General features: G+C 57.8%; 20 protein-coding genes and 2 pseudogenes. 16 read left to right on the forward strand and 6 right to left on the reverse strand.

The annotated features are described in order from the left end of the window. Window positions 1–43 precede the first annotated feature (43 nt). Window positions 44–2,596 (forward strand): class I adenylate cyclase, encoded by a 2,553-nt coding sequence (gene cyaA / locus CWM53_RS16690; RefSeq protein ID WP_002883383.1) that lies wholly within the window; start codon window positions 44–46, stop codon window positions 2,594–2,596. A gap of 133 nt (window positions 2,597–2,729) precedes the next feature. Here cyaA and cyaY read toward each other — a convergent pair whose 3' ends face one another. Next, window positions 2,730–3,050, reverse strand: coding sequence for an iron donor protein CyaY (gene cyaY / locus CWM53_RS16695; RefSeq protein WP_061156192.1), 321 nt, complete (start codon window positions 3,048–3,050; stop codon window positions 2,730–2,732). A 262-nt stretch (window positions 3,051–3,312) separates the two neighbouring features. Here cyaY and lptM point away from each other — a divergent pair, with 262 nt between their 5' ends. The 8 genes from lptM to corA all read left to right on the forward strand — a co-directional run bounded on the left by lptM (window position 3,313) and on the right by corA (window position 10,227). Next, window positions 3,313–3,516 (forward strand): LPS translocon maturation chaperone LptM, encoded by a 204-nt coding sequence (lptM, locus tag CWM53_RS16700; protein ID WP_002883392.1) that lies wholly within the window; start codon window positions 3,313–3,315, stop codon window positions 3,514–3,516. 35 nt (window positions 3,517–3,551) lie between these two features. Further along, window positions 3,552–4,376 carry a diaminopimelate epimerase gene (gene dapF, locus CWM53_RS16705; RefSeq protein WP_002883394.1) on the forward strand — a complete coding sequence of 275 codons (825 nt, stop codon included), beginning with the start codon at window positions 3,552–3,554 and terminating at the stop codon, window positions 4,374–4,376. Then, window positions 4,373–5,080 carry a DUF484 domain-containing protein gene (locus tag CWM53_RS16710; protein ID WP_061156191.1) on the forward strand — a complete coding sequence of 236 codons (708 nt, stop codon included), beginning with the start codon at window positions 4,373–4,375 and terminating at the stop codon, window positions 5,078–5,080. The genes dapF and CWM53_RS16710 overlap by 4 nt, the downstream gene beginning before the upstream one ends. Next, entirely contained in the window at window positions 5,077–5,979 is a 903-nt protein-coding gene (gene xerC, locus CWM53_RS16715) for a tyrosine recombinase XerC (protein WP_012543237.1), read from the forward strand. Before CWM53_RS16710 ends, xerC begins: the two co-directional genes overlap by 4 nt. Next, on the forward strand, window positions 5,979–6,695 hold the full coding sequence (yigB, locus tag CWM53_RS16720) for a 5-amino-6-(5-phospho-D-ribitylamino)uracil phosphatase YigB (RefSeq protein WP_074387409.1): 717 nt from the start codon (window positions 5,979–5,981) through the stop codon (window positions 6,693–6,695). The genes xerC and yigB overlap by 1 nt, the downstream gene beginning before the upstream one ends. A 63-nt stretch (window positions 6,696–6,758) precedes the next feature. Further along, window positions 6,759–8,921, forward strand: a complete 2,163-nt coding sequence (uvrD, locus tag CWM53_RS16725) for a DNA helicase II (protein ID WP_087805325.1) — start codon at window positions 6,759–6,761, stop codon at window positions 8,919–8,921. Between the two features lie 148 nt (window positions 8,922–9,069). Further along, entirely contained in the window at window positions 9,070–9,126 is a 57-nt protein-coding gene (gene ysgD / locus CWM53_RS32395; RefSeq protein WP_349815745.1) for a YsgD/CorL family protein, read from the forward strand. A gap of 150 nt (window positions 9,127–9,276) precedes the next feature. Then, window positions 9,277–10,227 carry a magnesium/cobalt transporter CorA gene (gene corA, locus CWM53_RS16730; protein ID WP_012543234.1) on the forward strand — a complete coding sequence of 317 codons (951 nt, stop codon included), beginning with the start codon at window positions 9,277–9,279 and terminating at the stop codon, window positions 10,225–10,227. A gap of 43 nt (window positions 10,228–10,270) precedes the next feature. Here corA and rarD read toward each other — a convergent pair whose 3' ends face one another. Together rarD and yigI are read right to left on the reverse strand one after the other, a co-directional pair. Then, entirely contained in the window at window positions 10,271–11,164 is an 894-nt protein-coding gene (gene rarD / locus CWM53_RS16735; protein ID WP_074387407.1) for an EamA family transporter RarD, read from the reverse strand. A gap of 48 nt (window positions 11,165–11,212) precedes the next feature. After that, window positions 11,213–11,677 (reverse strand): acyl-CoA thioesterase YigI, encoded by a 465-nt coding sequence (gene yigI / locus CWM53_RS16740; protein WP_061156187.1) that lies wholly within the window; start codon window positions 11,675–11,677, stop codon window positions 11,213–11,215. 152 nt (window positions 11,678–11,829) lie between these two features. Between yigI and pldA the strand changes: the two are divergent. The 3 genes and pseudogenes from pldA (at window position 11,830) to rhtC (ending at window position 15,266) form a co-directional block, all read left to right on the forward strand. After that, window positions 11,830–12,690 (forward strand): annotated as a pseudogene (gene pldA / locus CWM53_RS16745) (phospholipase A). A 67-nt stretch (window positions 12,691–12,757) separates the two neighbouring features. Then, entirely contained in the window at window positions 12,758–14,584 is a 1,827-nt protein-coding gene (gene recQ, locus CWM53_RS16750) for an ATP-dependent DNA helicase RecQ (RefSeq protein ID WP_012543233.1), read from the forward strand. Between the two features lie 61 nt (window positions 14,585–14,645). Further along, a complete protein-coding gene (gene rhtC / locus CWM53_RS16755) occupies window positions 14,646–15,266 on the forward strand; it encodes a threonine export protein RhtC (RefSeq protein WP_061156184.1) in 621 nt (206 codons plus the stop codon). Between the two features lie 45 nt (window positions 15,267–15,311). Here the strand turns inward: rhtC and CWM53_RS32400 are convergent. Together CWM53_RS32400 and rhtB are read right to left on the reverse strand one after the other, a co-directional pair. After that, a pseudogene (locus tag CWM53_RS32400) lies at window positions 15,312–15,386 on the reverse strand (hypothetical protein); the annotation flags it as partial. Window positions 15,387–15,419: 33 nt separating this feature from the next. Then, window positions 15,420–16,040, reverse strand: coding sequence for a homoserine/homoserine lactone efflux protein (gene rhtB / locus CWM53_RS16760; protein WP_074387406.1), 621 nt, complete (start codon window positions 16,038–16,040; stop codon window positions 15,420–15,422). A 109-nt stretch (window positions 16,041–16,149) separates the two neighbouring features. Between rhtB and pldB the strand changes: the two genes are divergently transcribed. From pldB to CWM53_RS16775, 3 genes are all read left to right on the forward strand, one after another. Next, the gene (gene pldB, locus CWM53_RS16765) at window positions 16,150–17,142 is read left to right on the forward strand and encodes a lysophospholipase L2 (protein WP_061156182.1); all 993 of its coding nucleotides are present in this window, start codon (window positions 16,150–16,152) and stop codon (window positions 17,140–17,142) included. A 44-nt stretch (window positions 17,143–17,186) separates the two neighbouring features. Continuing rightward, complete coding sequence (yigL, locus tag CWM53_RS16770) at window positions 17,187–17,987, forward strand: sugar/pyridoxal phosphate phosphatase YigL (protein WP_017899394.1); 801 nt, start codon at window positions 17,187–17,189, stop codon at window positions 17,985–17,987. A gap of 88 nt (window positions 17,988–18,075) precedes the next feature. Continuing rightward, window positions 18,076–18,975 (forward strand): carboxylate/amino acid/amine transporter, encoded by a 900-nt coding sequence (locus tag CWM53_RS16775; RefSeq protein WP_012969187.1) that lies wholly within the window; start codon window positions 18,076–18,078, stop codon window positions 18,973–18,975. Here CWM53_RS16775 and metR read toward each other — a convergent pair. Further along, window positions 18,863–19,816 (reverse strand): HTH-type transcriptional regulator MetR, encoded by a 954-nt coding sequence (metR, locus tag CWM53_RS16780; protein WP_071839141.1) that lies wholly within the window; start codon window positions 19,814–19,816, stop codon window positions 18,863–18,865. The two genes, CWM53_RS16775 and metR, sit on opposite strands and share 113 nt — an antisense overlap. A gap of 236 nt (window positions 19,817–20,052) precedes the next feature. Here metR and metE point away from each other — a divergent pair, with 236 nt between their 5' ends. Next, window positions 20,053–22,317, forward strand: coding sequence for a 5-methyltetrahydropteroyltriglutamate--homocysteine S-methyltransferase (gene metE / locus CWM53_RS16785; protein WP_100676575.1), 2,265 nt, complete (start codon window positions 20,053–20,055; stop codon window positions 22,315–22,317). Window positions 22,318–22,335: the final 18 nt, after the last annotated feature.

Consider the following 22,335-nt stretch of genomic DNA (forward strand, 5'->3'; position numbering starts at 1 on the left):
CGTACTATTGTACTTCGGGTTTTTGAACATCAGGCGATATGTCTTGTACCTCTATATTGAGACACTGAAACAGAGACTGGATGCCATCAACCAATTGCGCGTGGATCGCGCGCTTGCTGCCATGGGACCCGCTTTCCAGCAGGTTTACAGTCTACTGCCAACGTTACTACATTATCATCACCCGCTGATGCCGGGTTACCTTGACGGTAACGTTCCCCGTGGCATTTGCCTCTACACGCCTGATGAAACCCAACGCCACTATCTTGAAGAACTGGAACTGCATCGCGGCATGCAGACCCAGGAGCCGCCGAAAGGCGAGTTGCCGATCACCGGCGTCTACTCGATGGGCAGTACTTCCTCCGTTGGTCAAAGCTGTTCTTCCGATCTTGATATCTGGGTATGTCACCAGGCCTGGCTGGATAGCGAAGAGCGCCAGCTGCTGCAGCGAAAATGCAGCCTGCTTGAGAGCTGGGCGGCATCGCTCGGCGTGGAAGTCAGCTTCTTCCTGATCGACGAAAACCGCTTCCGTCATAATGAAAGTGGTAGCCTCGGCGGCGAAGACTGCGGTTCGACTCAGCATATCCTGTTGCTCGATGAGTTCTATCGCACCGCGGTGCGTCTCGCCGGCAAGCGTATTCTGTGGAATATGGTGCCGTGCGATGAAGAAGAGCATTACGATGATTACGTCATGGGGCTGTATGCCCAGGGCGTGCTGACGCCTAACGAATGGCTCGATCTCGGCGGCCTCAGTTCACTGTCGGCGGAAGAGTACTTCGGCGCCAGCCTGTGGCAGCTGTATAAGAGTATCGACTCCCCCTATAAAGCAGTGCTGAAAACGCTGCTGCTGGAAGCCTACTCCTGGGAATATCCCAATAACCGCCTGTTGGCGAAAGATATCAAACAGCGTCTACACGACGGCGAGATTGTCTCCTTCGGCCTCGACCCGTACTGCATGATGCTGGAGCGCGTGACTACCTATCTGCAGGCCATCGAAGATGAAACCCGCCTCGACCTGGTGCGCCGCTGCTTCTATCTGAAAGTCTGTGAAAAACTCAGCCGCGAACGCGCCTGTGTCGGCTGGCGTCGCGAAGTCGTCAGCCAGCTGGTGAATGCCTGGGGCTGGGACGAAAAGCGTCTAATGATGCTCGACAATCGCGCCAACTGGAAAATCGATGAAGTGCGCAAGGCGCACAACGAACTGCTCGACGCCATGATGCAGAGCTATCGTAATCTGATCCGCTTCGCGCGGCGCAATAACCTTAGCGTCTCCGCCAGTCCGCAGGATATTGGCGTGCTGACGCGTAAGCTGTATGCGGCTTTTGAAGCGCTGCCGGGGAAAGTGACGCTGGTGAACCCGCAAATTTCGCCGGATCTGTCGGAACCGAACCTGACCTTTATCCACGTGCCGCCGGGCCGCGCCAACCGTACCGGTTGGTATCTGTATAACCGCGCGCCGGATATGGAATCGATCATCAGCCATCAGCCGCTGGAATATAACCGTTATCTTAATAAGCTGGTGGCCTGGGCCTGGTTTAACGGCCTGCTGACCTCACGCACCCGCCTGTTTATTAAGGGCAACGGCATCGTCGATCTGGCGAAGCTGCAGGAGATGGTGGCCGACGTGTCGCACCATTTCCCACTGCGCCTGCCGGCGCCGACGCCAAAAGCGCTGTACAGCCCGTGCGAAATCCGCCATCTGGCGATTATCGTCAACCTCGAATATGACCCGACCGCGGCTTTCCGCAACCAGGTGGTGCACTTCGATTTCCGTAAGCTGGATGTTTTCAGCTTTGGCGAAGAGCAAAAATGCCTGATCGGCAGCGTCGACCTGCTGTATCGCAACTCGTGGAACGAAGTGCGTACGCTGCACTTTAACGGCGAGCAGGCGATGATCGAAGCGCTGAAGACGATTCTCGGCAAAATGCATCAGGACGCCGCGCCGCCGGACAGCGTGGAGGTGTTCTGCTATAGCCAGCACCTGCGCGGCCTGATCCGTACCCGCGTGCAGCAGATGATCTCCGAATGCATCGAACTGCGTCTCTCCAGTACCCGCCAGGATACCGGGCGCTTCAAAGCGCTGCGCGTCTCCGGCCAGACCTGGGGGCTGTTCTTCGAGCGTCTTAACGTTTCGGTGCAGAAGCTGGAAAACGCCATTGAGTTCTACGGCGCTATCTCGCACAACAAGCTTCATGGCCTGTCGGTACAGGTGGAAACCAATCACGTTAAGCTGCCGGCGGTAGTGGACGGCTTCGCCAGCGAAGGGATTATTCAGTTCTTCTTTGAAGACGCGGATAACAATGACAGCGGCTTTAACATCTATATTCTTGATGAGAGCAACCGCGCGGAGGTGTATCACCACTGCGAGGGCAGCAAAGAGGAGCTGGTGCGCGACGTCAGCCGCTTCTATTCATCATCGCACGATCGTTTCACCTACGGCTCCAGCTTTATCAACTTCAACCTGCCGCAGTTCTATCAGATTGTCGAGGTAGACGGGCGCACCCAGGTGATCCCATTCCGCACCCAGGCGATTGCCGCTGCGATACCCACCAGCCAGGACGTTACCGCCTCGCCGGTACTGCAGCAGCGCTACTCGTAGATTTGGCCCGGATAAGGCGTGAGCCGCTATCCGGAGATATGCCCTGCTGGCGCTGCGCTTAGCAGGGCTACGGTTCTATGTCGTCAGGTAGCCCGGATAAGGCGCGAAGCGCCGCCATCCGGGAAACACGTCATTAACGGAAGCTCACCGTCTCACCGGCCTGATTGCTCGCCGCCTGCTCCAGCAAATCCCAGAAGGTCTCGCCGCTACGATCGCAGATCCACTCGTCGCCTTTGAGATCGAAGTGATAGCCGCCCTGTTTGGTGGCCAGCCACACCTGGTGCAGCGGCTCCTGACGGTTAATAATAATTTTGCTGCCGTTTTCAAAGCTGATGGTCAGTACGCCGCCGTTGATTTCGCAGTCGATGTCGCTGTCGCCGTCCCAGTCGTCCAGACGTTCTTCGATGGTCATCCACAGGCTATCGGCCAGGCGATGGAATTCACTGTCGTTCATGGTTATATACCCTAAATAATTCGAGTTGCAGGAAGGCGGCGACGCAGGGAGTCCCAGGAGCTTACTCCAGTAAGTGACTGGGGCGAGCGAGGAAAGCCAACGTACATGCAGCTTGAATTATAACGGGTATAGCCTGCTTTTTTGAAGATGGCGGCAGCATAGCGCGAAACAAAAGCGCGCGCAGTCGGATGCTAAACGCTTGCTTTTACGTCTTCTCCTGCGATGATAGAAAGCAGAAAGAATGAATCACGGGCAACTATCAATGAAAAACGTTTTTCCTACGCTTGCCGTTTTGTTTGCGATCTTCAGCCTGACCGGCTGCGGTCTGAAAGGGCCTCTTTATTTCCCGCCGGCGGACAAAACCGCGCCGCCGCCGACCAAACCGGTTAACCCAGGCATTCAGAGCGCAACGCCGGATCGTAACGATCGTGGCGATACCGGTGGTCCGAGCCAGGTCAATTACTAACGATAACGTTCTGTTCCGCGCAACTGGAGTAGATGATGCAGTTCTCTAAAATGCATGGCCTTGGCAACGATTTTATGGTCGTTGACGCGGTAACGCAGAATGTTTTTTTCTCGCCGGAGCTGATTCGCCGCCTGGCGGATCGCCACCTTGGCGTCGGGTTCGATCAATTGTTGGTCGTCGAGCCGCCCTACGATCCCGATCTGGATTTCCATTACCGGATCTTTAACGCCGACGGCAGCGAAGTGTCGCAGTGCGGCAACGGCGCGCGCTGTTTTGCCCGCTTTGTCCGGCTGAAAGGCCTGACCAATAAACGTGATATCCGCGTGAGTACGGCCAACGGGCGTATGGTATTAAGCGTAACGGAAGACGATCTGGTGCGGGTGAATATGGGCGAGCCCAACTTTGAGCCGTCCCAGGTGCCGTTCCGCGCCAACAAAGCGGAAAAGACCTATATCATGCGTGCCGCCGAGCAGACAGTATTGTGCGGCGTGGTTTCCATGGGGAACCCGCACTGCGTCATCCAGGTGGATGACGTGGATACGGCGGCCGTGGAAACGCTGGGCCCGGTGATGGAAAGCCACGAGCGTTTTCCGGAGCGCGCCAATATCGGCTTTATGCAGGTGGTCGGCCGGTCCCATATCCGTCTGCGCGTCTACGAGCGCGGGGCGGGTGAAACCCAGGCCTGCGGCAGCGGCGCCTGCGCCGCGGTGGCGGTGGGGATCCAGCAGGGGCTGCTGGCTGAAACAGTACGTGTGGAATTACCCGGCGGTCGTCTTGATATCGCCTGGAAAGGCCCGGGCCAGCCGCTGTTTATGACCGGCCCGGCGGCCCATGTCTATGATGGATTTATTCATTTATGAAACCAATCGGGGAAGAACAGCAGGAGGTTGCCAGCGCGTTGAACGATCGTGCGGTGGTGGACTATCTGTTGCAACATCCTGAATTTTTTATTCGTAATGCCGCCCAGGTCGAACATATCCGCGTCCCGCATCCGGTCCGCGGTTCGATTTCGCTGGTGGAGTGGCACATGATGCGGGCGCGTAACCATATTCATGTGCTGGAAGAGAATATGTCGCTGCTGATGGAGCAGGCGGTCACCAATGAAAGCCTGTTCCAGCGCCTGCTGCAGCTACAAACGCGGCTGGCGGCTGCGGAGAGCCTCGACGATATGCTCAACCGCCTTCATCGCTGGGCTCGCGAGCTGGGGCTGGCCGGCGCTACGGTGCGCCTGTTCCCTGACAGCTGGCGCCTCGGCGCGCCATCGAAGTTTACCCATCTGGCGTTAAACCGGCAGGCGTTTGAGCCGATCCGTATTCAACGTCTGGGCCAGGCGCGCCACTATCTTGGGCCGCTGAACGGTCCGGAGCTGCTGGTGGTGCTACCGGAAGCGAAGGCCATTGGATCCGTGGCGATGTCGATGCTGGGCGGTGATAACGCTCCGGGCGTGATGCTCTTTAGCAGCCGCGATGCGCAGCATTATCAGTCAGGGCAGGGGACGCAGTTGCTGCAGGAAATTGCGCAGATGCTCCCTGGCCTGCTGGAGCGCTGGATTGAACGCGCATGACCGACTCTCCGCTGTTCGCCTGCGTCGACCGCTTCCTGCGCTATCTCGGCGTTGAGCGTCAGCTTAGCCCGATTACGCTGACTAACTACCAGCGTCAGCTGGACGCGTTGATCGCCCTGGCGGATGAGGCTGGGCTGAAAAGCTGGCAGCAGTGCGATGCCGCTCAGGTGCGTAGCTTTGCGGTTCGCAGCCGCCGTGCGGGTTTAGGCCCGGCGAGCCTGGCGCTGCGGCTTTCCGCCCTGCGCAGTTTCTTTGACTGGATGGTCAGTCAGGGCGAGCTGGCCGCGAACCCAGCGAAGGGGATTGCGGCGCCGAAAATTCCCCGCCACTTGCCGAAAAATATTGACGTCGATGACGTCAATCGGCTGCTGGATATCGACCTCAACGACCCACTCGCGGTGCGCGACCGGGCGATGCTGGAAGTGATGTACGGCGCAGGTCTGCGTCTGTCCGAGTTGGTCAACCTTGATATTAAGCACCTCGACCTTGAAAGTGGAGAGGTTTGGGTGATGGGCAAAGGCAGCAAAGAACGTCGTTTGCCGATCGGTCGCAACGCGGTGGCGTGGATTGAGCACTGGCTGGATTTGCGCGGCCTGTTCGGCACTGACGACGACGCGCTGTTTTTGTCGAAGCTGGGTAAGCGCATTTCGGCTCGTAACGTGCAGAAGCGGTTTGCCGAGTGGGGGATTAAACAGGGGCTGAACAGCCATGTGCACCCGCACAAGCTGCGCCACTCCTTTGCCACCCATATGCTGGAGTCCAGCGGCGATCTGCGCGGCGTGCAGGAGCTGCTGGGCCATGCTAACCTCTCCACCACTCAAATCTATACCCATCTTGACTTTCAACACCTTGCCTCGGTGTACGATGCCGCGCATCCGCGCGCTAAACGGGGGAAATAATGCGTTTTTACCGACCTCTGGGCCCGATCTCCGCGCTGACGTTTGACCTGGACGACACCCTTTATGATAACCGCCCGGTGATTGACCGGACGATGCACGAATCGCTGGCCTTTGTGCGCAATTACCATCCGTCGCTCAGCCAGTTTGACGCCCATGAGCTTAACCAGCTGCGCCAGACGCTGCTGGCTTCCGAGCCTGAGATCTACCACGACGTCACTCTCTGGCGCCACCGCGCGCTGGAGTTAGGGATGCGTAACGCCGGACTCTCCGCCGAAGCGGCGAAAGCGGGCGCTGAGGCGGCGATGGAAAACTTCGCGCACTGGCGCAGTCGGGTCGATGTTCCGCAGGAGACCCACGATACGCTGGCGAAGCTGGCACAGAAGTGGCCGCTGGTGGCCATCACCAATGGTAACGCCCGCCCGGAGCTGTTCGGCCTGAGCGACTATTTCCGCTTCGTGTTGCGTGCCGGTCCGGATGGTCGTTCCAAGCCATTTGCCGATATGTACCACCTGGCGGCGGAGCGTCTGGATTTACCGCTCGGGCACATTCTGCACGTCGGCGATGATCTGACGACCGACGTTGCCGGTTCGCTGCGCTGCGGGATGCAGGCCTGCTGGATCAAACCGCAAGGCGCGGACCTGATGCACACCGCGGACAGCCGCCTGCTGCCGCATATTGAAATTTCACGGTTGGCATCTCTGACCTCGCTGATATAATCACCAGTCACTCTGTATATATTAACAGGGGTTCGTGGAACCCCTTCTCTTCCGGCGGTGCCAATGGACGTTTCTTACCTGCTCGACAGCCTTAATGACAAACAGCGTGAAGCCGTAGCCGCTTCGCGCACCAATATGCTGGTTCTGGCAGGGGCGGGCAGTGGCAAGACGCGCGTTCTGGTGCACCGTATCGCCTGGCTGCTGAGCGTGGAGAACTGCTCGCCGTACTCAATTATGGCGGTGACCTTTACCAACAAAGCGGCGGCGGAAATGCGCCACCGTATCGGCCAGCTGATGGGCACTACCCAGGGCGGCATGTGGGTGGGCACCTTCCACGGCCTGGCGCACCGCCTGCTGCGTGCGCACCATCTGGACGCCAATCTACCGCAGGATTTCCAAATCCTCGATAGCGAAGACCAGCTGCGTCTGCTGAAGCGTCTGATTAAGGCGATGAACCTGGACGAGAAACAATGGCCGCCGCGTCAGGCGATGTGGTACATCAACAGCCAGAAAGATGAAGGGCTGCGCCCGCATCACATTCAGAGCTACGGCAACCCGGTGGAGCAGACCTGGCAGAAGGTCTATCAGGCCTACCAGGAAGCCTGCGACCGCGCCGGGCTGGTGGATTTCGCTGAGCTGCTGCTGCGTGCGCACGAGCTATGGCTGAACAAGCCGCATATCCTGCAGCACTACCGTGAGCGTTTCACCAATATCCTCGTCGATGAATTCCAGGACACCAACAACATCCAGTACGCCTGGATCCGCCTGCTGGCGGGCGATACCGGCAAGGTGATGATCGTCGGCGATGATGACCAGTCGATTTACGGCTGGCGCGGTGCGCAGGTTGAGAACATTCAGCGCTTCCTCAACGACTTCCCCGGCGCGGAAACTATTCGCCTGGAGCAGAACTATCGTTCAACCAGCAATATTCTTAGTGCTGCCAACGCCCTGATTGAAAACAACAACGGGCGCCTGGGCAAGAAACTGTGGACCGACGGCGCCGACGGCGAGCCGATTTCGCTGTACTGCGCCTTCAACGATCTCGATGAAGCGCGCTTCGTGGTGAACCGAATTAAAACCTGGCAGGAGAACGGCGGTGCGCTGGAGCAATGCGCCATTCTCTATCGCAGTAACGCCCAGTCGCGCGTGCTGGAAGAAGCGCTGCTGCAGGCCAGCATGCCGTATCGTATCTACGGCGGTATGCGCTTCTTCGAACGTCAGGAAATCAAAGATGCACTCTCTTATCTGCGCCTGATTGCCAACCGTAACGACGATGCAGCGTTTGAGCGGGTGGTCAATACGCCGACTCGCGGCATCGGCGATCGCACGCTCGACGTGGTGCGCCAGACGTCGCGCGATCGTCAGCTGACGCTATGGCAGGCCTGCCGCGAGCTGCTGAAAGAGAAAGTGCTGGCTGGCCGTGCCGCCAGCGCTCTGCAACGCTTTATGGAGTTGATTGACGCCCTGGCGCAGGAGACCGCCGATATGCCGCTACATGTCCAGACCGATCGGGTGATTAAAGACTCCGGGCTGCGCGCGATGTATGAGCAGGAGAAAGGCGAGAAGGGCCAGACCCGTATTGAAAACTTAGAGGAACTGGTGACGGCGACGCGCCAGTTCAGCTACAACGAAGAAGATGAAGACCTGATGCCGCTGCAGGCGTTCCTCTCCCACGCCGCGCTGGAGGCGGGCGAAGGGCAGGCGGATACCTGGCAGGACGCGGTTCAACTGATGACCCTGCACTCGGCGAAAGGGCTGGAGTTCCCGCAGGTGTTTATCGTCGGCGTCGAAGAAGGGATGTTCCCGAGCCAGATGGCGCTTGATGAAGGTGGCCGTCTGGAAGAAGAGCGTCGTCTGGCCTACGTTGGCGTAACGCGCGCCATGCAGAAGCTGACGCTGACTTACGCCGAAACCCGCCGTCTGTACGGCAAAGAGGTTTATCACCGTCCGTCGCGCTTTATCGGGGAGTTGCCGCAGGAGTGCGTAGAAGAAGTGCGTCTGCGGGCTACGGTGAGCCGCCCGGTAAACCATCAGCGGCTGGGCGCGCCAATTGCCGAGAGCGATACCGGCTACAAGTTAGGTCAGCGGGTGCGTCATCCGAAGTTTGGCGAAGGCACTATTGTCAACCTCGAAGGCAGCGGCGAGCACAGCCGGCTGCAGGTGGCTTTTCAGGGCCAGGGAATCAAATGGCTGGTGGCGGCTTACGCACGGCTTGAGGAAGTGTAACATTAAGAAAAATATCATTATTTTGTAATAATCTGCTACCTTTATACGTTAAGGCGCCTGATTTGCGCTTTCGCGTTCCGTTGCGTGTTGACGCCGATTTTGCGCTGGCGTAACATGCGCGCACGATTACGCTAAGAGGACATTCGCCTTGGACACACCCAGTAGATGCTGGCTCAACTTCCTGTCATTCAGGAACAACTCCTAAGGCTATCCTCTTATGCTGATAGCCTTAGCGGTTGTCAGCGACCTGCCCCATTCCCGTCGCGCTGAGTCAGGCTTAATGGTCTGAAACCCAATTTGTTTCTGTGTGCCCACCGAACTGTCCGATAATTTTTTTGCATTGGGAGTCCCGGTCATGCTGAGCGCATTTCAACTGGAAAACAATCGTTTAACGCGCCTGGAAGCCGATGAGATCAAGCACCTCGCCAGCTCGGTGTGGGTCGATCTGGTCGAGCCTGACGACGATGAGCGAAGCCGCGTGCAGACGGAACTGGGTCAGAACCTGGCGACGCGCCCGGAACTGGAAGATATCGAAGCCTCCGCGCGTTTCTTTGAAGATGAAGATGGGTTACACATCCACTCCTTCTTCTTTTTTGAAGATGCCGAAGATCACGCTGGCAACTCTACCGTGGCGTTTACCATCCGCGAAGGCCGCCTGTTCACGCTGCGCGAGCGCGAACTGCCCGCTTTCCGCTTGTACCGTATGCGCGTGCGTAACCAGACGCTGGTCGACGGTAACGCCTATGAACTGCTACTCGACCTGTTCGAAACCAAAATCGAGCAGCTGGCGGATGAAATTGAAAACATCTACAGCGACCTGGAAAAGCTGAGCCGCGTGATTATGGAAGGCCATCAGGGCGACGAGTACGACGAAGCGCTGTCGACGCTGGCGGAACTGGAAGATATCGGCTGGAAGGTGCGCCTCTGTCTGATGGATACCCAGCGCGCGCTGAACTTCCTCGTGCGTAAGGCGCGCCTGCCGGCAGGCCAGCTGGAGCAGGCGCGGGAGATCCTGCGCGATATCGAATCCCTGCTGCCGCACAACGAATCGCTGTTCCAGAAGGTGAACTTCCTGATGCAGGCGGCGATGGGTTTCATCAATATCGAGCAGAACCGCATCATCAAGATCTTCTCGGTGGTGTCGGTGGTGTTCCTGCCGCCGACCCTGGTGGCGTCCAGCTACGGGATGAACTTTGAATTTATGCCGGAGCTGCACTGGAGCTTCGGCTACCCGGGGGCGATCGTCTTTATGATGCTGGCCGGCCTGGCGCCGTATCTCTACTTCAAGCGTAAAAACTGGCTGTAAAAAAAGGGAGCGTCGGCTCCCTTTTTTACTGACTGAGGGAGGCTTAGCCTCTGCGCAGCCGGCGCTGGGTATACAGCGCATCGACGATAAACACCGCCAGCGCGACCCAGATAAAGCCAAAGGTCACCATTTTATCCTTGCCCGGCACTTCGCCGTAGAACGTCACCGCCAGCAGGAACATCAGTGTCGGACCGATGTACTGGAAGAAACCCAGCGTCGACAGGCGCAGGCGGGTTGCCGCGCCGGTGAAGCACAGCAGGGGAATGGTGGTTACCACGCCCGCGGCCATCAGCAGTAGATTGAGCGACCAGGGGTTTTCCCCCATATGGCTGGTCGGGCTATCGGTGATGCCGAACAGCCAGATTGCCGCCACCGGCAGAAGCCACAGTGTTTCCACCAACATACCGGTCTGCGCGTCGACAGCAATTTTCTTCCGCACCAGGCCGTAAAAGGCAAAGCTGAAGGCCAGTCCAAGGCCGATTATCGGCAGAGAACCAAAGGTCCACAGCTGCACCAGCACGCCGCAAAAGGCGAGGATCACCGCCAGCCACTGCAGGCGACGGAAGCGTTCGCCGAGGAAAATCATGCCTAACAGAATGTTCACCAGCGGGTTAATAAAGTAGCCGAGGCTGGCTTCCAGCATATGGTGGTTATTCACCGCCCAGATGAAGAGCAGCCAGTTGCCGCCGACCAGCACCGCAGAGAGCGCCAGCAGGAAGATCTTGCGCGGCGTCTTCAGCAGCTTTTTCACCTGCAGCCACTGGCGGCTGACGCTGATGAGCGCCACCATGAAGAAGAAGGACCAGATCACGCGATGGGTCAGAATTTCATCGGCGGGAACATAGTAGATAAGTTTGAAGTACGCTGGCGCGATACCCCATATAAAGTAGGCGGCGAGGGCCAGAATGATCCCTAACCGCGTCTGTTTCGCATCCATCGGTAAAATCCATTGCCAAAGAGAGTGATGTTACTCGATTTTGGCCAATCAACCCACCATATAGGTGGCCGTAGCGCTGGCAATATAGACCTGAGCTTCGTTATGCAGTTCCACGCGGGCTACCGCCACTTTATTGCCGGCGCGCAGCAGGCTGCTGGTGGCGGTAAACCGTTCGCCGCGGCCCGGACGCAGGTAGTCCACGCGCAGGTCGATGGTTCCCATGCGGGAGAGGCGCTGACGCAGCTCTTCTTCGTTGATGGTGTCATGGCGGGTGAGGGTGCTACCGACGCAGACCAGACCAGCGGCGACGTCCAGCGCGGAGGCGATCACTCCGCCATGCAAAATACTCTGCGCCCAGTTGCCGACCATCATCGGCTGGTTATTAAAGCTGAGCTGGGCAAACGCTTTTTCATAGCGATCCAGTTCGAGGCCGAGGGCGCGGTTAAACGGCATGTGATAGACGAAAATCTCCCCCACCAGTTTCAGCGCTGCTTCGGCAGTAAGTTCAGACATAACACCGGTTCCATTCGTTAACAAAATGTTGATTTTATGCTTCTAAAATATTGATTTCCACTTTCGGAGCGGATTAAGGGGCAGGTGATTAATAAACAGGTAGAATGGCTTTGGGTTAAACAAAAATAAAAACTATTTATCAGGAGACCAGCATGCGTATCTCTTTGGCCAGCCTGGTGGCGCTGTGCGCGCTACCGGCCGGTGTTATGGCGCAGGATGCGTCGGTTCACGACAAACCTGCCGTGCGCGGCAGCATTATCGCCAACCTGCTCCAGGACCATGATAATCCTTTCCTGCTCTATCCTTATGAGAGCAACTATCTGCTCTAAACATGGACCAGCGACCTCAATAAAGAGGCGATCCGCAGCTATGACTGGGCCGAAAACGCCCGTAAAGATGAAGTGAAATTTCAGCTGAGTCTGGCGTTCCCGCTGTGGCGTGGCATCCTGGGCGATAATTCGCTGCTCGGCGCATCGTACACCCAGAAATCCTGGTGGCAGCTTTCCAACAGCAAAGAGTCGGCGCCGTTTCGCGAAACTAATTACGAACCACAGCTGTTTTTGGGCTTTGCGACTGACTATCGGTTTGCCGGCTGGACGCTGCGCGACATCGAGATGGGGTATAACCACGACTCGAATGGTCGTTCCGACCCTACCTCGCGCAGCTGGAACCGGCTTTACGCCCGCCTGATGGCGCAAAACGGCAACTGGCTGGTGGAAGTGAAGCCCTGGTATGTGGTGGGCAACACCGATGATAACCCGGATATCACCAAATATATGGGCTATTACCGGCTGAAGGTGGGCTACCAGCTGGGCGAGGCGATCCTCAGCGCGCAGGGGCAATATAACTGGAACACCGGCTATGGCGGGGCGGAGCTCGGCGTGAGCTATCCCATTACCAAACATGTTCGCGCCTATACGCAGATCTACAGCGGTTACGGCGAATCGCTTATCGACTACAACTTTAATCAAACGCGCGTCGGCGTCGGGCTAATGCTCAACGATCTGTTTTAATCGTTGCACTCTGGCTCACAGGCGCTGAAAATAGCGCCTGTTTTCTTTTCAGGCAAATGGGGTCAACGTGGCACAGGCGGAAGTATTAAATCAGGAATCGCTGGCGAAGCAGGTTTTACAAGAGACCTTCGGCTACCAGCAGTTCCGTCCTGGCCAGGAAACGATTATCGAGACGGTGCTTGAGGGCCGGGACTGCCTGGTGGTCATGCCGACCGGTGGCGGCAAGTCGCTGTGCTATCAGGTGCCGGCGCTGGTCATGGGCGGTTTGACGGTGGTGGTCTCGCCGCTGATCTCGCTGATGAAGGACCAGGTCGATCAACTGCTTGCCAACGGCGTGGCGGCGGCTTGTCTGAACTCGACGCAAAGCCGTGAGCAGCAGCAGGAAGTGATGGCCGGCTGTCGCAGCGGGCAGGTTCGTCTGCTGTATATCGCGCCGGAACGGTTGATGCTGGATAACTTTCTTGAGCATCTGGCGAACTGGAACCTGGCGATGCTGGCGGTAGACGAAGCGCACTGTATCTCCCAGTGGGGCCATGATTTCCGCCCGGAATATGCCGCGCTGGGCCAGCTGCGCCAGCGGATGCCGCAGATCCCGTTTATGGCATTGACCGCCACCGCCGATGACACCACCCGCCGTGATATCGTCCGTCTGCTCGGGCTTAACGATCCGCTGATTCAGGTCAGCAGCTTCGACCGGCCGAACATCCGCTATATGCTGATGGAGAAATTCAAACCGCTCGATCAACTGATGCGCTACGTTCAGGATCAGCGCGGCAAATCGGGCATCATCTACTGCAACAGCCGCTCGAAAGTGGAAGATACCGCAGCGCGTTTGCAGAGCCGCGGCATCAGCGCAGCGGCTTACCATGCTGGTCTGGAAAACGCCGTCCGCGCCGACGTGCAGGAGAAATTCCAGCGTGACGATCTGCAGATCGTGGTGGCGACGGTGGCCTTCGGGATGGGCATCAACAAGCCGAACGTCCGTTTTGTGGTGCACTTCGATATCCCGCGCAATATTGAATCCTACTATCAGGAAACCGGCCGCGCCGGGCGTGATGGCCTGCCGGCGGAAGCGATGCTGTTTTATGATCCGGCGGATATGGCGTGGCTGCGCCGCTGTCTGGAAGAAAAGCCCGCCGGGCCGCTGCAGGATATCGAGCGGCATAAGCTGAATGCGATGGGGGCGTTTGCCGAAGCGCAAACCTGTCGTCGTCTGGTGCTACTGAACTACTTTGGCGAAGGGCGCCAGGAGCCGTGCGGCAACTGCGATATCTGTCTTGATCCGCCAAAGCAGTACGATGGCTTAATGGATGCACGCAAGGCGCTTTCAACGATTTACCGGGTGAATCAACGTTTCGGGATGGGTTACGTGGTGGAGGTCCTGCGCGGGGCCAACAACCAGCGCATCCGTGACATGGGCCACGATAAGCTGCCGGTTTACGGCATCGGCCGGGAGCAGAGCCACGAACACTGGGTGAGCGTGATCCGCCAACTGATTCATCTTGGGCTGGTGACGCAGAATATTGCTCAGCACTCCGCACTGCAGCTGACCGAAGCCGCACGACCGGTTCTGCGCGGCGAGGTGCCGCTGCAGCTCGCCGTGCCGCGTATCGTGGCGCTGAAGCCGAAGGCGATGCAGAAATCCTTTGGCGGCAATTACGACCGCAAGCTGTTTGCCAAGCTGCGCAAATTGCGTAAAGCGATCGCCGACGAAGAGAATATCCCGCCATACGTGGTCTTCAACGACGCGACGCTGATCGAGATGGCGGAACAGTCGCCACTCACCGCCGGCGAGATGCTCAGCGTCAACGGCGTGGGGACGCGCAAACTTGAGCGTTTCGGTAAAGAATTCATGGCATTGATACGTGCTCATGTCGATGGTGATGATGAGTAGTCAGCCGCGGGAAAAGGTGCCAGAATAGTTTCCCTCTTCACTATTTTCCTGCGAGTTAACTATGCTGATGCTTTTCCTCACCGTGGCGCTGGTGCATATCATTGCGCTGATGAGCCCGGGGCCGGACTTTTTCTTTGTCTCACAAACGGCCATCAGCCGCTCACGCAGAGAGGCGATGATGGGTGTGCTGGGGATCACCTGCGGCGTGATGGTCTGGGCGGGTGTTGCCCTGCTCGGCCTGAACCTGATCCTCGCGCAGATGGCGTGGCTGCATAACATCATTATGGTCGGTGGCGGCCTGTATCTGTGCTGGATGGGCTACCAGATGCTGCGCGGCGCGCTGAAAAAAGAGGCGGTGGCCTCGGCGGAGCCGCAGGTGGAGCTGGCCCGCAGTGGACGCAGCTTCGTGAAGGGATTGCTGACCAATCTGGCGAATCCGAAAGCGATTATCTATTTCGGCTCGGTGTTCTCGCTGTTCGTGGGTGACAGCGTCGGCGCTGGTGCGCGCTGGGGTATTTTCCTGCTGATTATCGTTGAGACGCTGGCCTGGTTTATGGTGGTTGCCAGCCTGTTTGCCCTGCCGGGGATGCGCCGCGGCTATCAGCGGATGGCGAAGTGGATCGATGGTATCGCCGGTACGCTGTTTGCGGGCTTCGGCATCCACCTGATTATCTCGCGTTAATCTGTATGCGGTCCTCCACCCGGACAAACCCGGGTGGAGAGAGTGTCAGTGGCGAAGCCGCTGCAGCTCATCCTCAGCCAGACCGGTCATTTCCATAATGGCTGCGTCATCAGTAATCCTCCATGCTGCGGCACGCGCTGCGCCAGCTTATATTCAGGCGTGACGGGCGGAGGCGAGCAGCGCCCCGACCAGCATAAACAGCGAACCAAAGACTTTGTTCAGTGCCTTCATCTGCTTTGGCCCTTTAATCCACGCTGAAATGCGCTGCGCCAGGGTCGCATAGCCAATCATCACAATGATATCGACGACGATGGTGGTGACACCCAGAACGAGATACTGCATCAGCTGCGGCTGGTGCGGCAGGATAAACTGTGGAAACAGAGCGGCCAGAAAAACAATGCTTTTGGGATTGGTGAGATTCACGAACACCGCGCGCTGGAACAGTTTGCCGCGCGTCTGCGCCTTCGCCAGCGTATTCAGGTCGATGGCCCCAGCCGCCCGCCATTGCTGGATCCCCAGCCAGATCAGGTAGGCTGCACCGGCCCATTTCAGCACTTCAAAGGCCAGCACCGAGCGGGAGAACAGGGTGCCGAGACCGACGCCAACCAGCACGATATGAATAACCAGACCAGTCTGCAAACCGGCAATCGACGCCGCCGCGCCGCGGTAACCGTGGTTAATGGAGGTGGTCATGGTATTAATCGCGCCGGAACCCGGCGACAGGCTGAGAATGATTGATGTCAGCAGGTAGGCGAACCACCACTCAATGGTCATGAGAAACTCCCTGATTGTCTGTTTTTATGCCACAATACGCTATTGTGTCAGCATTGTGTGATACACGGCAAAAAAACGATTTTCAGCGGTTAACAGGGGTGTAAACCCGATGTTTGGGCAGAAAAAGGACTGGGAAACACGAGAAAACGCGTTTGCGGCCTTTAGCATGGGGCCGCTGACGGATTTCTGGCGACAGCGCGAAGAGGCTGAATTTAAAGGCGTCGATGATGTACCGGTACGCTTTGTTCGCTTTTGCGCGCAAAATAACGATCGTCTGGTGCTGATTTGCCCCGGGCGCATTGAAAGCTACGTGAAGTATGCAGAAGTCGCCTACGATCTCTTTCACAGCGGCTTTGACGTGATGATTATTGACCATCGCGGCCAGGGACGCTCGGGCCGCCTGCTCTCTGATACCCACCGCGGACACGTCGTTAACTTCAGCGACTATGTCGATGACCTGGCGGCGCTCTGGCAGCAGCAGGTGGTCCCCGGACACTGGCGAAAACGGTTTATCCTCGCTCACTCTATGGGCGGGGCGATTGCCACGCTTTTTCTGCAACGTTACCAGGCGCATTGCGATGCGATTGCGCTCTGCGCGCCGATGTTCGGAATTATCATTCGGCTTCCGGACTGGATGGTGCGCCATATTCTCGACTGGGCTGAGGGCCATCAGCGCATTCGTGAAGAGTATGCCATCGGCACCGGGCGCTGGCGGGCGCTGCCTTTTGCCGTTAACGTGCTGACGCACAGTCGACAACGCTATCGTCGCAACTTGCGCTTCTATGCCGATGAACCGCGACTGCAGGTCGGCGGCCCTACCTGGCACTGGGTGCGTGAGGGTATGCTTGCCGGCGAGGAAGTATTGGCGAATGTCGAGAAAGATACGGCTCCGACGCTGCTTTTGCAGGCGGAGGAGGAGCGGGTGGTCGATAATCTGATGCACGACCGCTATTGTGAATTACGGGCCACTGCTGGCCATCCCTGTGAGGGCGGTAAGCCGCTCGTCATCAAAGGGGCATACCATGAGATCCTTTTTGAAAAGGACGATATGCGCTCAGTCGCGCTAAATGCCATCGTCGAGTTTTTCAATCGACATACTTAATCCGACGATAACGCTCGTCGCCCTGCTTAGAGGTTAACTTTTTTATGTACCAGGTTGTTGCGTCTGATTTAGACGGCACGCTGCTTTCCCCCGATCATTTCCTGACCCCGTATGCCAAAGAGACGCTGAAGCTGCTGACCGCTCGTGGGATCAATTTCGTCTTCGCCACTGGCCGTCACTACATCGACGTCGGGCAGATCCGCGATAATCTCGGCATCCGGTCGTACATGATCACCTCTAACGGTGCCCGCGTTCACGATAGCGATGGCCAGCAAATCTTCGCCCATAACCTCGACCGCGATATTGCCGCCGACCTGTTTGAGATCGTGCGTAACGACCCGAAAATCGTCACTAACGTCTATCGGGAAGACGAGTGGTATATGAACCGCCATCGTCCGGAAGAGATGCGCTTCTTCAAGGAGGCGGTGTTTAACTACAAGCTTTATGAGCCGGGCGAACTGGATCCGCAGGGGATCAGCAAAGTGTTCTTTACCTGCGAGGATCACGAGCATCTTCTGCCGCTTGAACAGGCGATGAACGCCCGCTGGGGCGATCGCGTGAACGTCAGCTTCTCCACCTTAACCTGCCTGGAAGTCATGGCGGGTGGGGTATCGAAGGGACATGCGCTGGAGGCGGTGGCGAAAATGCTTGGCTACAGTCTTTCCGATTGCATCGCCTTCGGCGACGGCATGAACGACGCCGAGATGCTGTCGATGGCCGGCAAGGGTTGCATCATGGCCAATGCCCATCAGCGGCTGAAGGATCTGCATCCGGAACTGGAAGTAATCGGCAGCAACGCCGACGATGCGGTCCCGCACTACCTGCGTAAGCTATACCTCGACTGAAAAAGATTGACGACTGACTAATTAGTGTTCAGTCGTCAACTTAACTCTTCGCTACAATGCCTGTTCTTTATCCAACGAGACGATCATTGTGGCGCTGTTAATTATCACCACTATCCTGTGGGCCTTTTCTTTTAGCCTGATTGGCGAATACCTGGCCGGTAGCGTCGACAGCTATTTTTCGGTGCTGATGCGTGTGGGCCTGGCGGCGCTGGTGTTCCTGCCTTTCCTGCGCACGCGCGGCCAGTCTCCGCGCACGATCGTGCTCTATATGCTGGTGGGCGCGATGCAGCTTGGCATCATGTATCTGCTGGCTTTCCGCGCCTATCTCTATCTGACGGTCTCGGAATTTCTGCTGTTTACCGTATTTACCCCGCTGTATATCACGCTGATCTACGACCTGCTCAGCGGGCGTAAGCTGCGCTGGGGCTATCTGCTGAGCGCCGCGCTGGCGGTGCTGGGGGCGGCGATTATCCGCTATGACAAAGTCAGCGATCATTTCTGGACCGGGCTGTTACTGGTACAGCTGTCAAATCTTTGCTTCGCCATCGGTATGGTGGGGTATAAGCGTCTGATGGAGGTGCGTCCGATGCCGCAGCACAATGCCTTTGCCTGGTTCTATGTCGGGGCCTTTATCGTGGCGGTGGCGGCGTGGTTTATGCTGGGCAACCCCCAGAAGCTGCCGACCACCACGCTGCAGTGGAGCGTGCTGGTGTGGCTCGGCGTGGTGGCTTCAGGGCTGGGCTACTTTATGTGGAACTATGGCGCCACGCAGGTAGATGCCGGCACGCTGGGGATCATGAATAACGTCCATGTCCCCGCCGGGCTACTGGTTAACCTTGCCATCTGGCAGGAGCAGCCGCACTGGCCGAGCTTTATTAGCGGAGCGTTGGTGATCCTGGCCTCGCTGTGGGTACATCGCCGCTGGGTCGCTCCGCACTCCGGACAAACGGCAGATGATCGCAGGCGTGGTTCCGCGCAGAGCGAATAAACGCTTCAGTAACCGGTTGACGCTGTTCGCCATCGCGGACGGCCGCGTACAGCCGGCTCCATAATCCCTCACCCAGGGTTTTGGTGACCACCAGACCCTGGCGTTCAAAGCTTTCCACCACCCAGTGCGGCAGCGCAGCGATGCCCATCCTTGCGGCCACCATCTGGATCAATAACAGCGTGTTATCGACACTTTTCAGCTGGGGACTGATGCCGGCCGGCTGCAGGAAGTGGCGCCAGATATCGAGGCGCCCGCGCTGCACGGGATAAATCAGCAGCGTTTCCGCGGCCAGGTCCTCTGGCGTAATCAGGGTCTTCATGGCTAGCGGGTGCTCGGGCGCCAGCACCAGACGCACCTCATAATCAAACATCGGCGAGTAGTGCAGACCGCTGCGCGGCAGGATATCGGAGGTCATCACCAGATCCAGTTCGCCCTGCTGCAGCGCAGGCTGCGGGTCGAAGGTCACTCCGGAATGGAAGTCGACCTCCACGTGCGGCCAGCGGGCGCGGAAATTCTCCAGCGCCGGCGTCAGCCACTGAATGCAGCTGTGACATTCGATAGCCAGGCGCAGCCGGGTCTGCTGCGGTTCGTTACAGTCCTGCAGGGCGCGAGCGATCTGCGGCAGCACCTGATTGGCCAACTGCAGAAGAATTTCCCCTTGCGGCGTGAAACGTAGTGGCTGGCTTTTACGCACAAACAAACGGAAGCCAAGGCGCTGTTCCAGATCGCTGAACTGGTGAGACAAGGCGGACTGGGTCTGGTGCAGGGCCGCTGCCGCGCCCGCCAGTGAACCGCTGTTCCGCAACGCTTGCAGCGTTTTCAGATGTTTAATTTCGATCATGAAAGTCCTTCACTTCGCCATGAGCAATTTGCGCTTGAGGAATATACAGTAACTGCCAATTATGGATGTGTAAACATCTGGATGGCTAAAATCCTTCGTCTTTTGAATTTATGGTGCGTTGGCTGCGTTCGCTCACCCCAGTCACTTACTTCAGTAAGCTCCTGGGGATGAGCAAACTTGCCGCCTTCCCTAAATACAAAATCCTTTGGATTAATAATTAATTAGAGGAAGAACACATGACAATTATTAACCACACCCTCGGTTTTCCTCGCGTTGGCCTGCGTCGCGAGCTGAAGAAAGCGCAAGAGAGCTACTGGGCGGGCAATAGCTCCCGTGAAGAACTTCTGGCTGTGGGGCGTGAGCTGCGCGCCCGGCACTGGGAGCAGCAGAAACAGGCGGGCGTTGATCTGCTGCCGGTGGGGGATTTCGCCTGGTACGACCATGTTCTGACTACCAGCCTGCTGCTGGGCAACGTGCCGGCTCGTCATCAGAACAAAGACGGATCCATCGATATCGACACCCTGTTCCGCATTGGCCGCGGCCGCGCGCCGACTGGCGAACCGGCCGCCGCTGCGGAAATGACCAAATGGTTTAACACCAACTATCACTACATGGTGCCGGAGTTCGTGAAGGGCCAGCAGTTCAAACTGACCTGGACCCAACTGCTGGATGAAGTAGACGAAGCGCTGGCGCTGGGCCACAAGATCAAGCCCGTGCTGCTGGGGCCGGTAACGTACCTGTGGCTGGGCAAAGTGAAAGGTGAACCGTTTGACCGTCTGAGCCTGCTGAATGACATCCTGCCGGTTTACCAGCAGGTGCTGGCCGAACTGGCGAAGCGTGGCATCGAGTGGGTGCAGATTGATGAACCGGCGCTGGTGCTGGAGCTGCCGCCAGCGTGGCTGGAGGCCTTTAAACCGGCTTATGACGCCCTGCAGGGCCAGGTGAAGCTGCTGCTGACCACCTATTTTGAAGGCATTAGCGACAATCTCACGACCATTGCTGCGCTACCGGTCCAGGGGCTGCACGTCGATCTGGTGCACGGCAAAGATGATATCGCCGAACTGCATAACCGCCTGCCGGCCGACTGGCTGCTGTCCGCGGGTCTGATCAATGGGCGCAACGTCTGGCGCGCCGATCTCACCGAAAAGTATGCGCAAATTAAAGACCTCGTCGGTAAACGCGACCTCTGGGTCGCGTCATCCTGCTCTCTGCTGCATAGCCCGATCGATCTGAGCGTGGAGACGCGCCTTGATGCGGAAGTGAAGAGCTGGTTCGCCTTCGCGTTGCAGAAATGCGGCGAGCTGGCGCTGCTGCGCGATGCGCTGAACAGCGGCGATACGGCGGCGATTACCGAGTGGAGCGCGCCCATCCAGGCCCGTCGCCATTCGACTCGTGTACACAACGCGGAAGTAGAAAAACGGCTGGCGGCGATCACCGCTCAGGACAGCCAGCGCGCCAGCCCTTATGAAGTTCGCGCTCAGGCACAGCGTCAACGCTTTAACCTGCCGGCATGGCCGACCACCACTATCGGGTCATTCCCGCAGACGACCGAGATCCGCGGCCTGCGCCTGGACTTCAAAAAGGGCAACCTGGATGCCAGTCATTATCGTACCGGGATTGCGGAACATATTAAGCAGGCGATTGTGGAGCAGGAGCGGTTAGGTTTAGACGTACTGGTGCACGGGGAAGCCGAGCGTAACGATATGGTGGAGTATTTCGGCGAACACCTGGACGGTTTCATCTTCACGCAAAACGGCTGGGTACAGAGCTATGGTTCCCGCTGCGTGAAACCGCCTGTGGTGATCGGCGACGTCAGCCGTCCGCAGGCGATCACCGTCGACTGGGCGAAGTACGCGCAGTCGCTGACCGACAAACCGGTGAAAGGGATGCTCACTGGACCGGTGACCATTCTGTGCTGGTCCTTCCCGCGGGAAGATGTCAGCCGTGAAACCATCGCGAAACAGATTGCGCTGGCGCTGCGTGATGAAGTGGCGGATCTGGAGGCGGCGGGGATCGGCATCATCCAGATTGATGAGCCGGCGTTGCGCGAAGGGTTACCGCTGAAGCGCAGCGACTGGGATGCCTATCTGCAGTGGGGTGTGGAAGCCTTCCGCCTTAATGCTGCGGTCGCCAAAGACGACACTCAGATCCACACCCACATGTGCTATTGCGAGTTCAACGACATCATGGACTCCATTGCCGCGCTGGATGCCGACGTGATCACCATTGAAACCTCGCGTTCCGATATGGAACTGCTGGAGTCGTTCGAAGCGTTTGAGTACCCCAATGAAATCGGGCCGGGGGTATATGATATTCACTCGCCGAACGTGCCGAGCGTGGAGTGGATCGAAGCGTTGCTGGCAAAAGCCGCGCAGCGTATCCCGGCGGAGCGGCTGTGGGTTAACCCGGACTGTGGCCTGAAAACTCGCGGCTGGCCGGAAACCCGCGCCGCGCTGGCGAATATGGTGCAAGCGGCACAGAATCTGCGCGAATCCGCCTGATAGTCAGGCGAAAAATAA

Origin of the sequence: Klebsiella sp. A-Nf5, assembly GCF_002810545.1 — a bacterium.
Classification (GTDB): Bacteria; Pseudomonadota; Gammaproteobacteria; order Enterobacterales; family Enterobacteriaceae; genus Klebsiella; species Klebsiella variicola.

Coding starts and splice junctions, on each gene's coding strand:
- yigI (WP_061156187.1), bottom strand. CDS start 11,677: ATGTCTGAACTTACTGCCGAAGCAGCGCTGAAACTGGTGGGGGAGATT.
- metE (WP_100676575.1), top strand. CDS start 20,053: ATGACAATTATTAACCACACCCTCGGTTTTCCTCGCGTTGGCCTGCGT.
- CWM53_RS16710 (WP_061156191.1), top strand. CDS start 4,373: ATGAAACCAATCGGGGAAGAACAGCAGGAGGTTGCCAGCGCGTTGAAC.
- corA (WP_012543234.1), top strand. CDS start 9,277: ATGCTGAGCGCATTTCAACTGGAAAACAATCGTTTAACGCGCCTGGAA.
- xerC (WP_012543237.1), top strand. CDS start 5,077: ATGACCGACTCTCCGCTGTTCGCCTGCGTCGACCGCTTCCTGCGCTAT.
- metR (WP_071839141.1), bottom strand. CDS start 19,816: ATGATCGAAATTAAACATCTGAAAACGCTGCAAGCGTTGCGGAACAGC.
- rarD (WP_074387407.1), bottom strand. CDS start 11,164: ATGGATGCGAAACAGACGCGGTTAGGGATCATTCTGGCCCTCGCCGCC.
- cyaY (WP_061156192.1), bottom strand. CDS start 3,050: ATGAACGACAGTGAATTCCATCGCCTGGCCGATAGCCTGTGGATGACC.
- yigL (WP_017899394.1), top strand. CDS start 17,187: ATGTACCAGGTTGTTGCGTCTGATTTAGACGGCACGCTGCTTTCCCCC.
- lptM (WP_002883392.1), top strand. CDS start 3,313: ATGAAAAACGTTTTTCCTACGCTTGCCGTTTTGTTTGCGATCTTCAGC.
- uvrD (WP_087805325.1), top strand. CDS start 6,759: ATGGACGTTTCTTACCTGCTCGACAGCCTTAATGACAAACAGCGTGAA.
- pldB (WP_061156182.1), top strand. CDS start 16,150: ATGTTTGGGCAGAAAAAGGACTGGGAAACACGAGAAAACGCGTTTGCG.
- yigB (WP_074387409.1), top strand. CDS start 5,979: ATGCGTTTTTACCGACCTCTGGGCCCGATCTCCGCGCTGACGTTTGAC.
- dapF (WP_002883394.1), top strand. CDS start 3,552: ATGCAGTTCTCTAAAATGCATGGCCTTGGCAACGATTTTATGGTCGTT.
- rhtC (WP_061156184.1), top strand. CDS start 14,646: ATGCTGATGCTTTTCCTCACCGTGGCGCTGGTGCATATCATTGCGCTG.
- rhtB (WP_074387406.1), bottom strand. CDS start 16,040: ATGACCATTGAGTGGTGGTTCGCCTACCTGCTGACATCAATCATTCTC.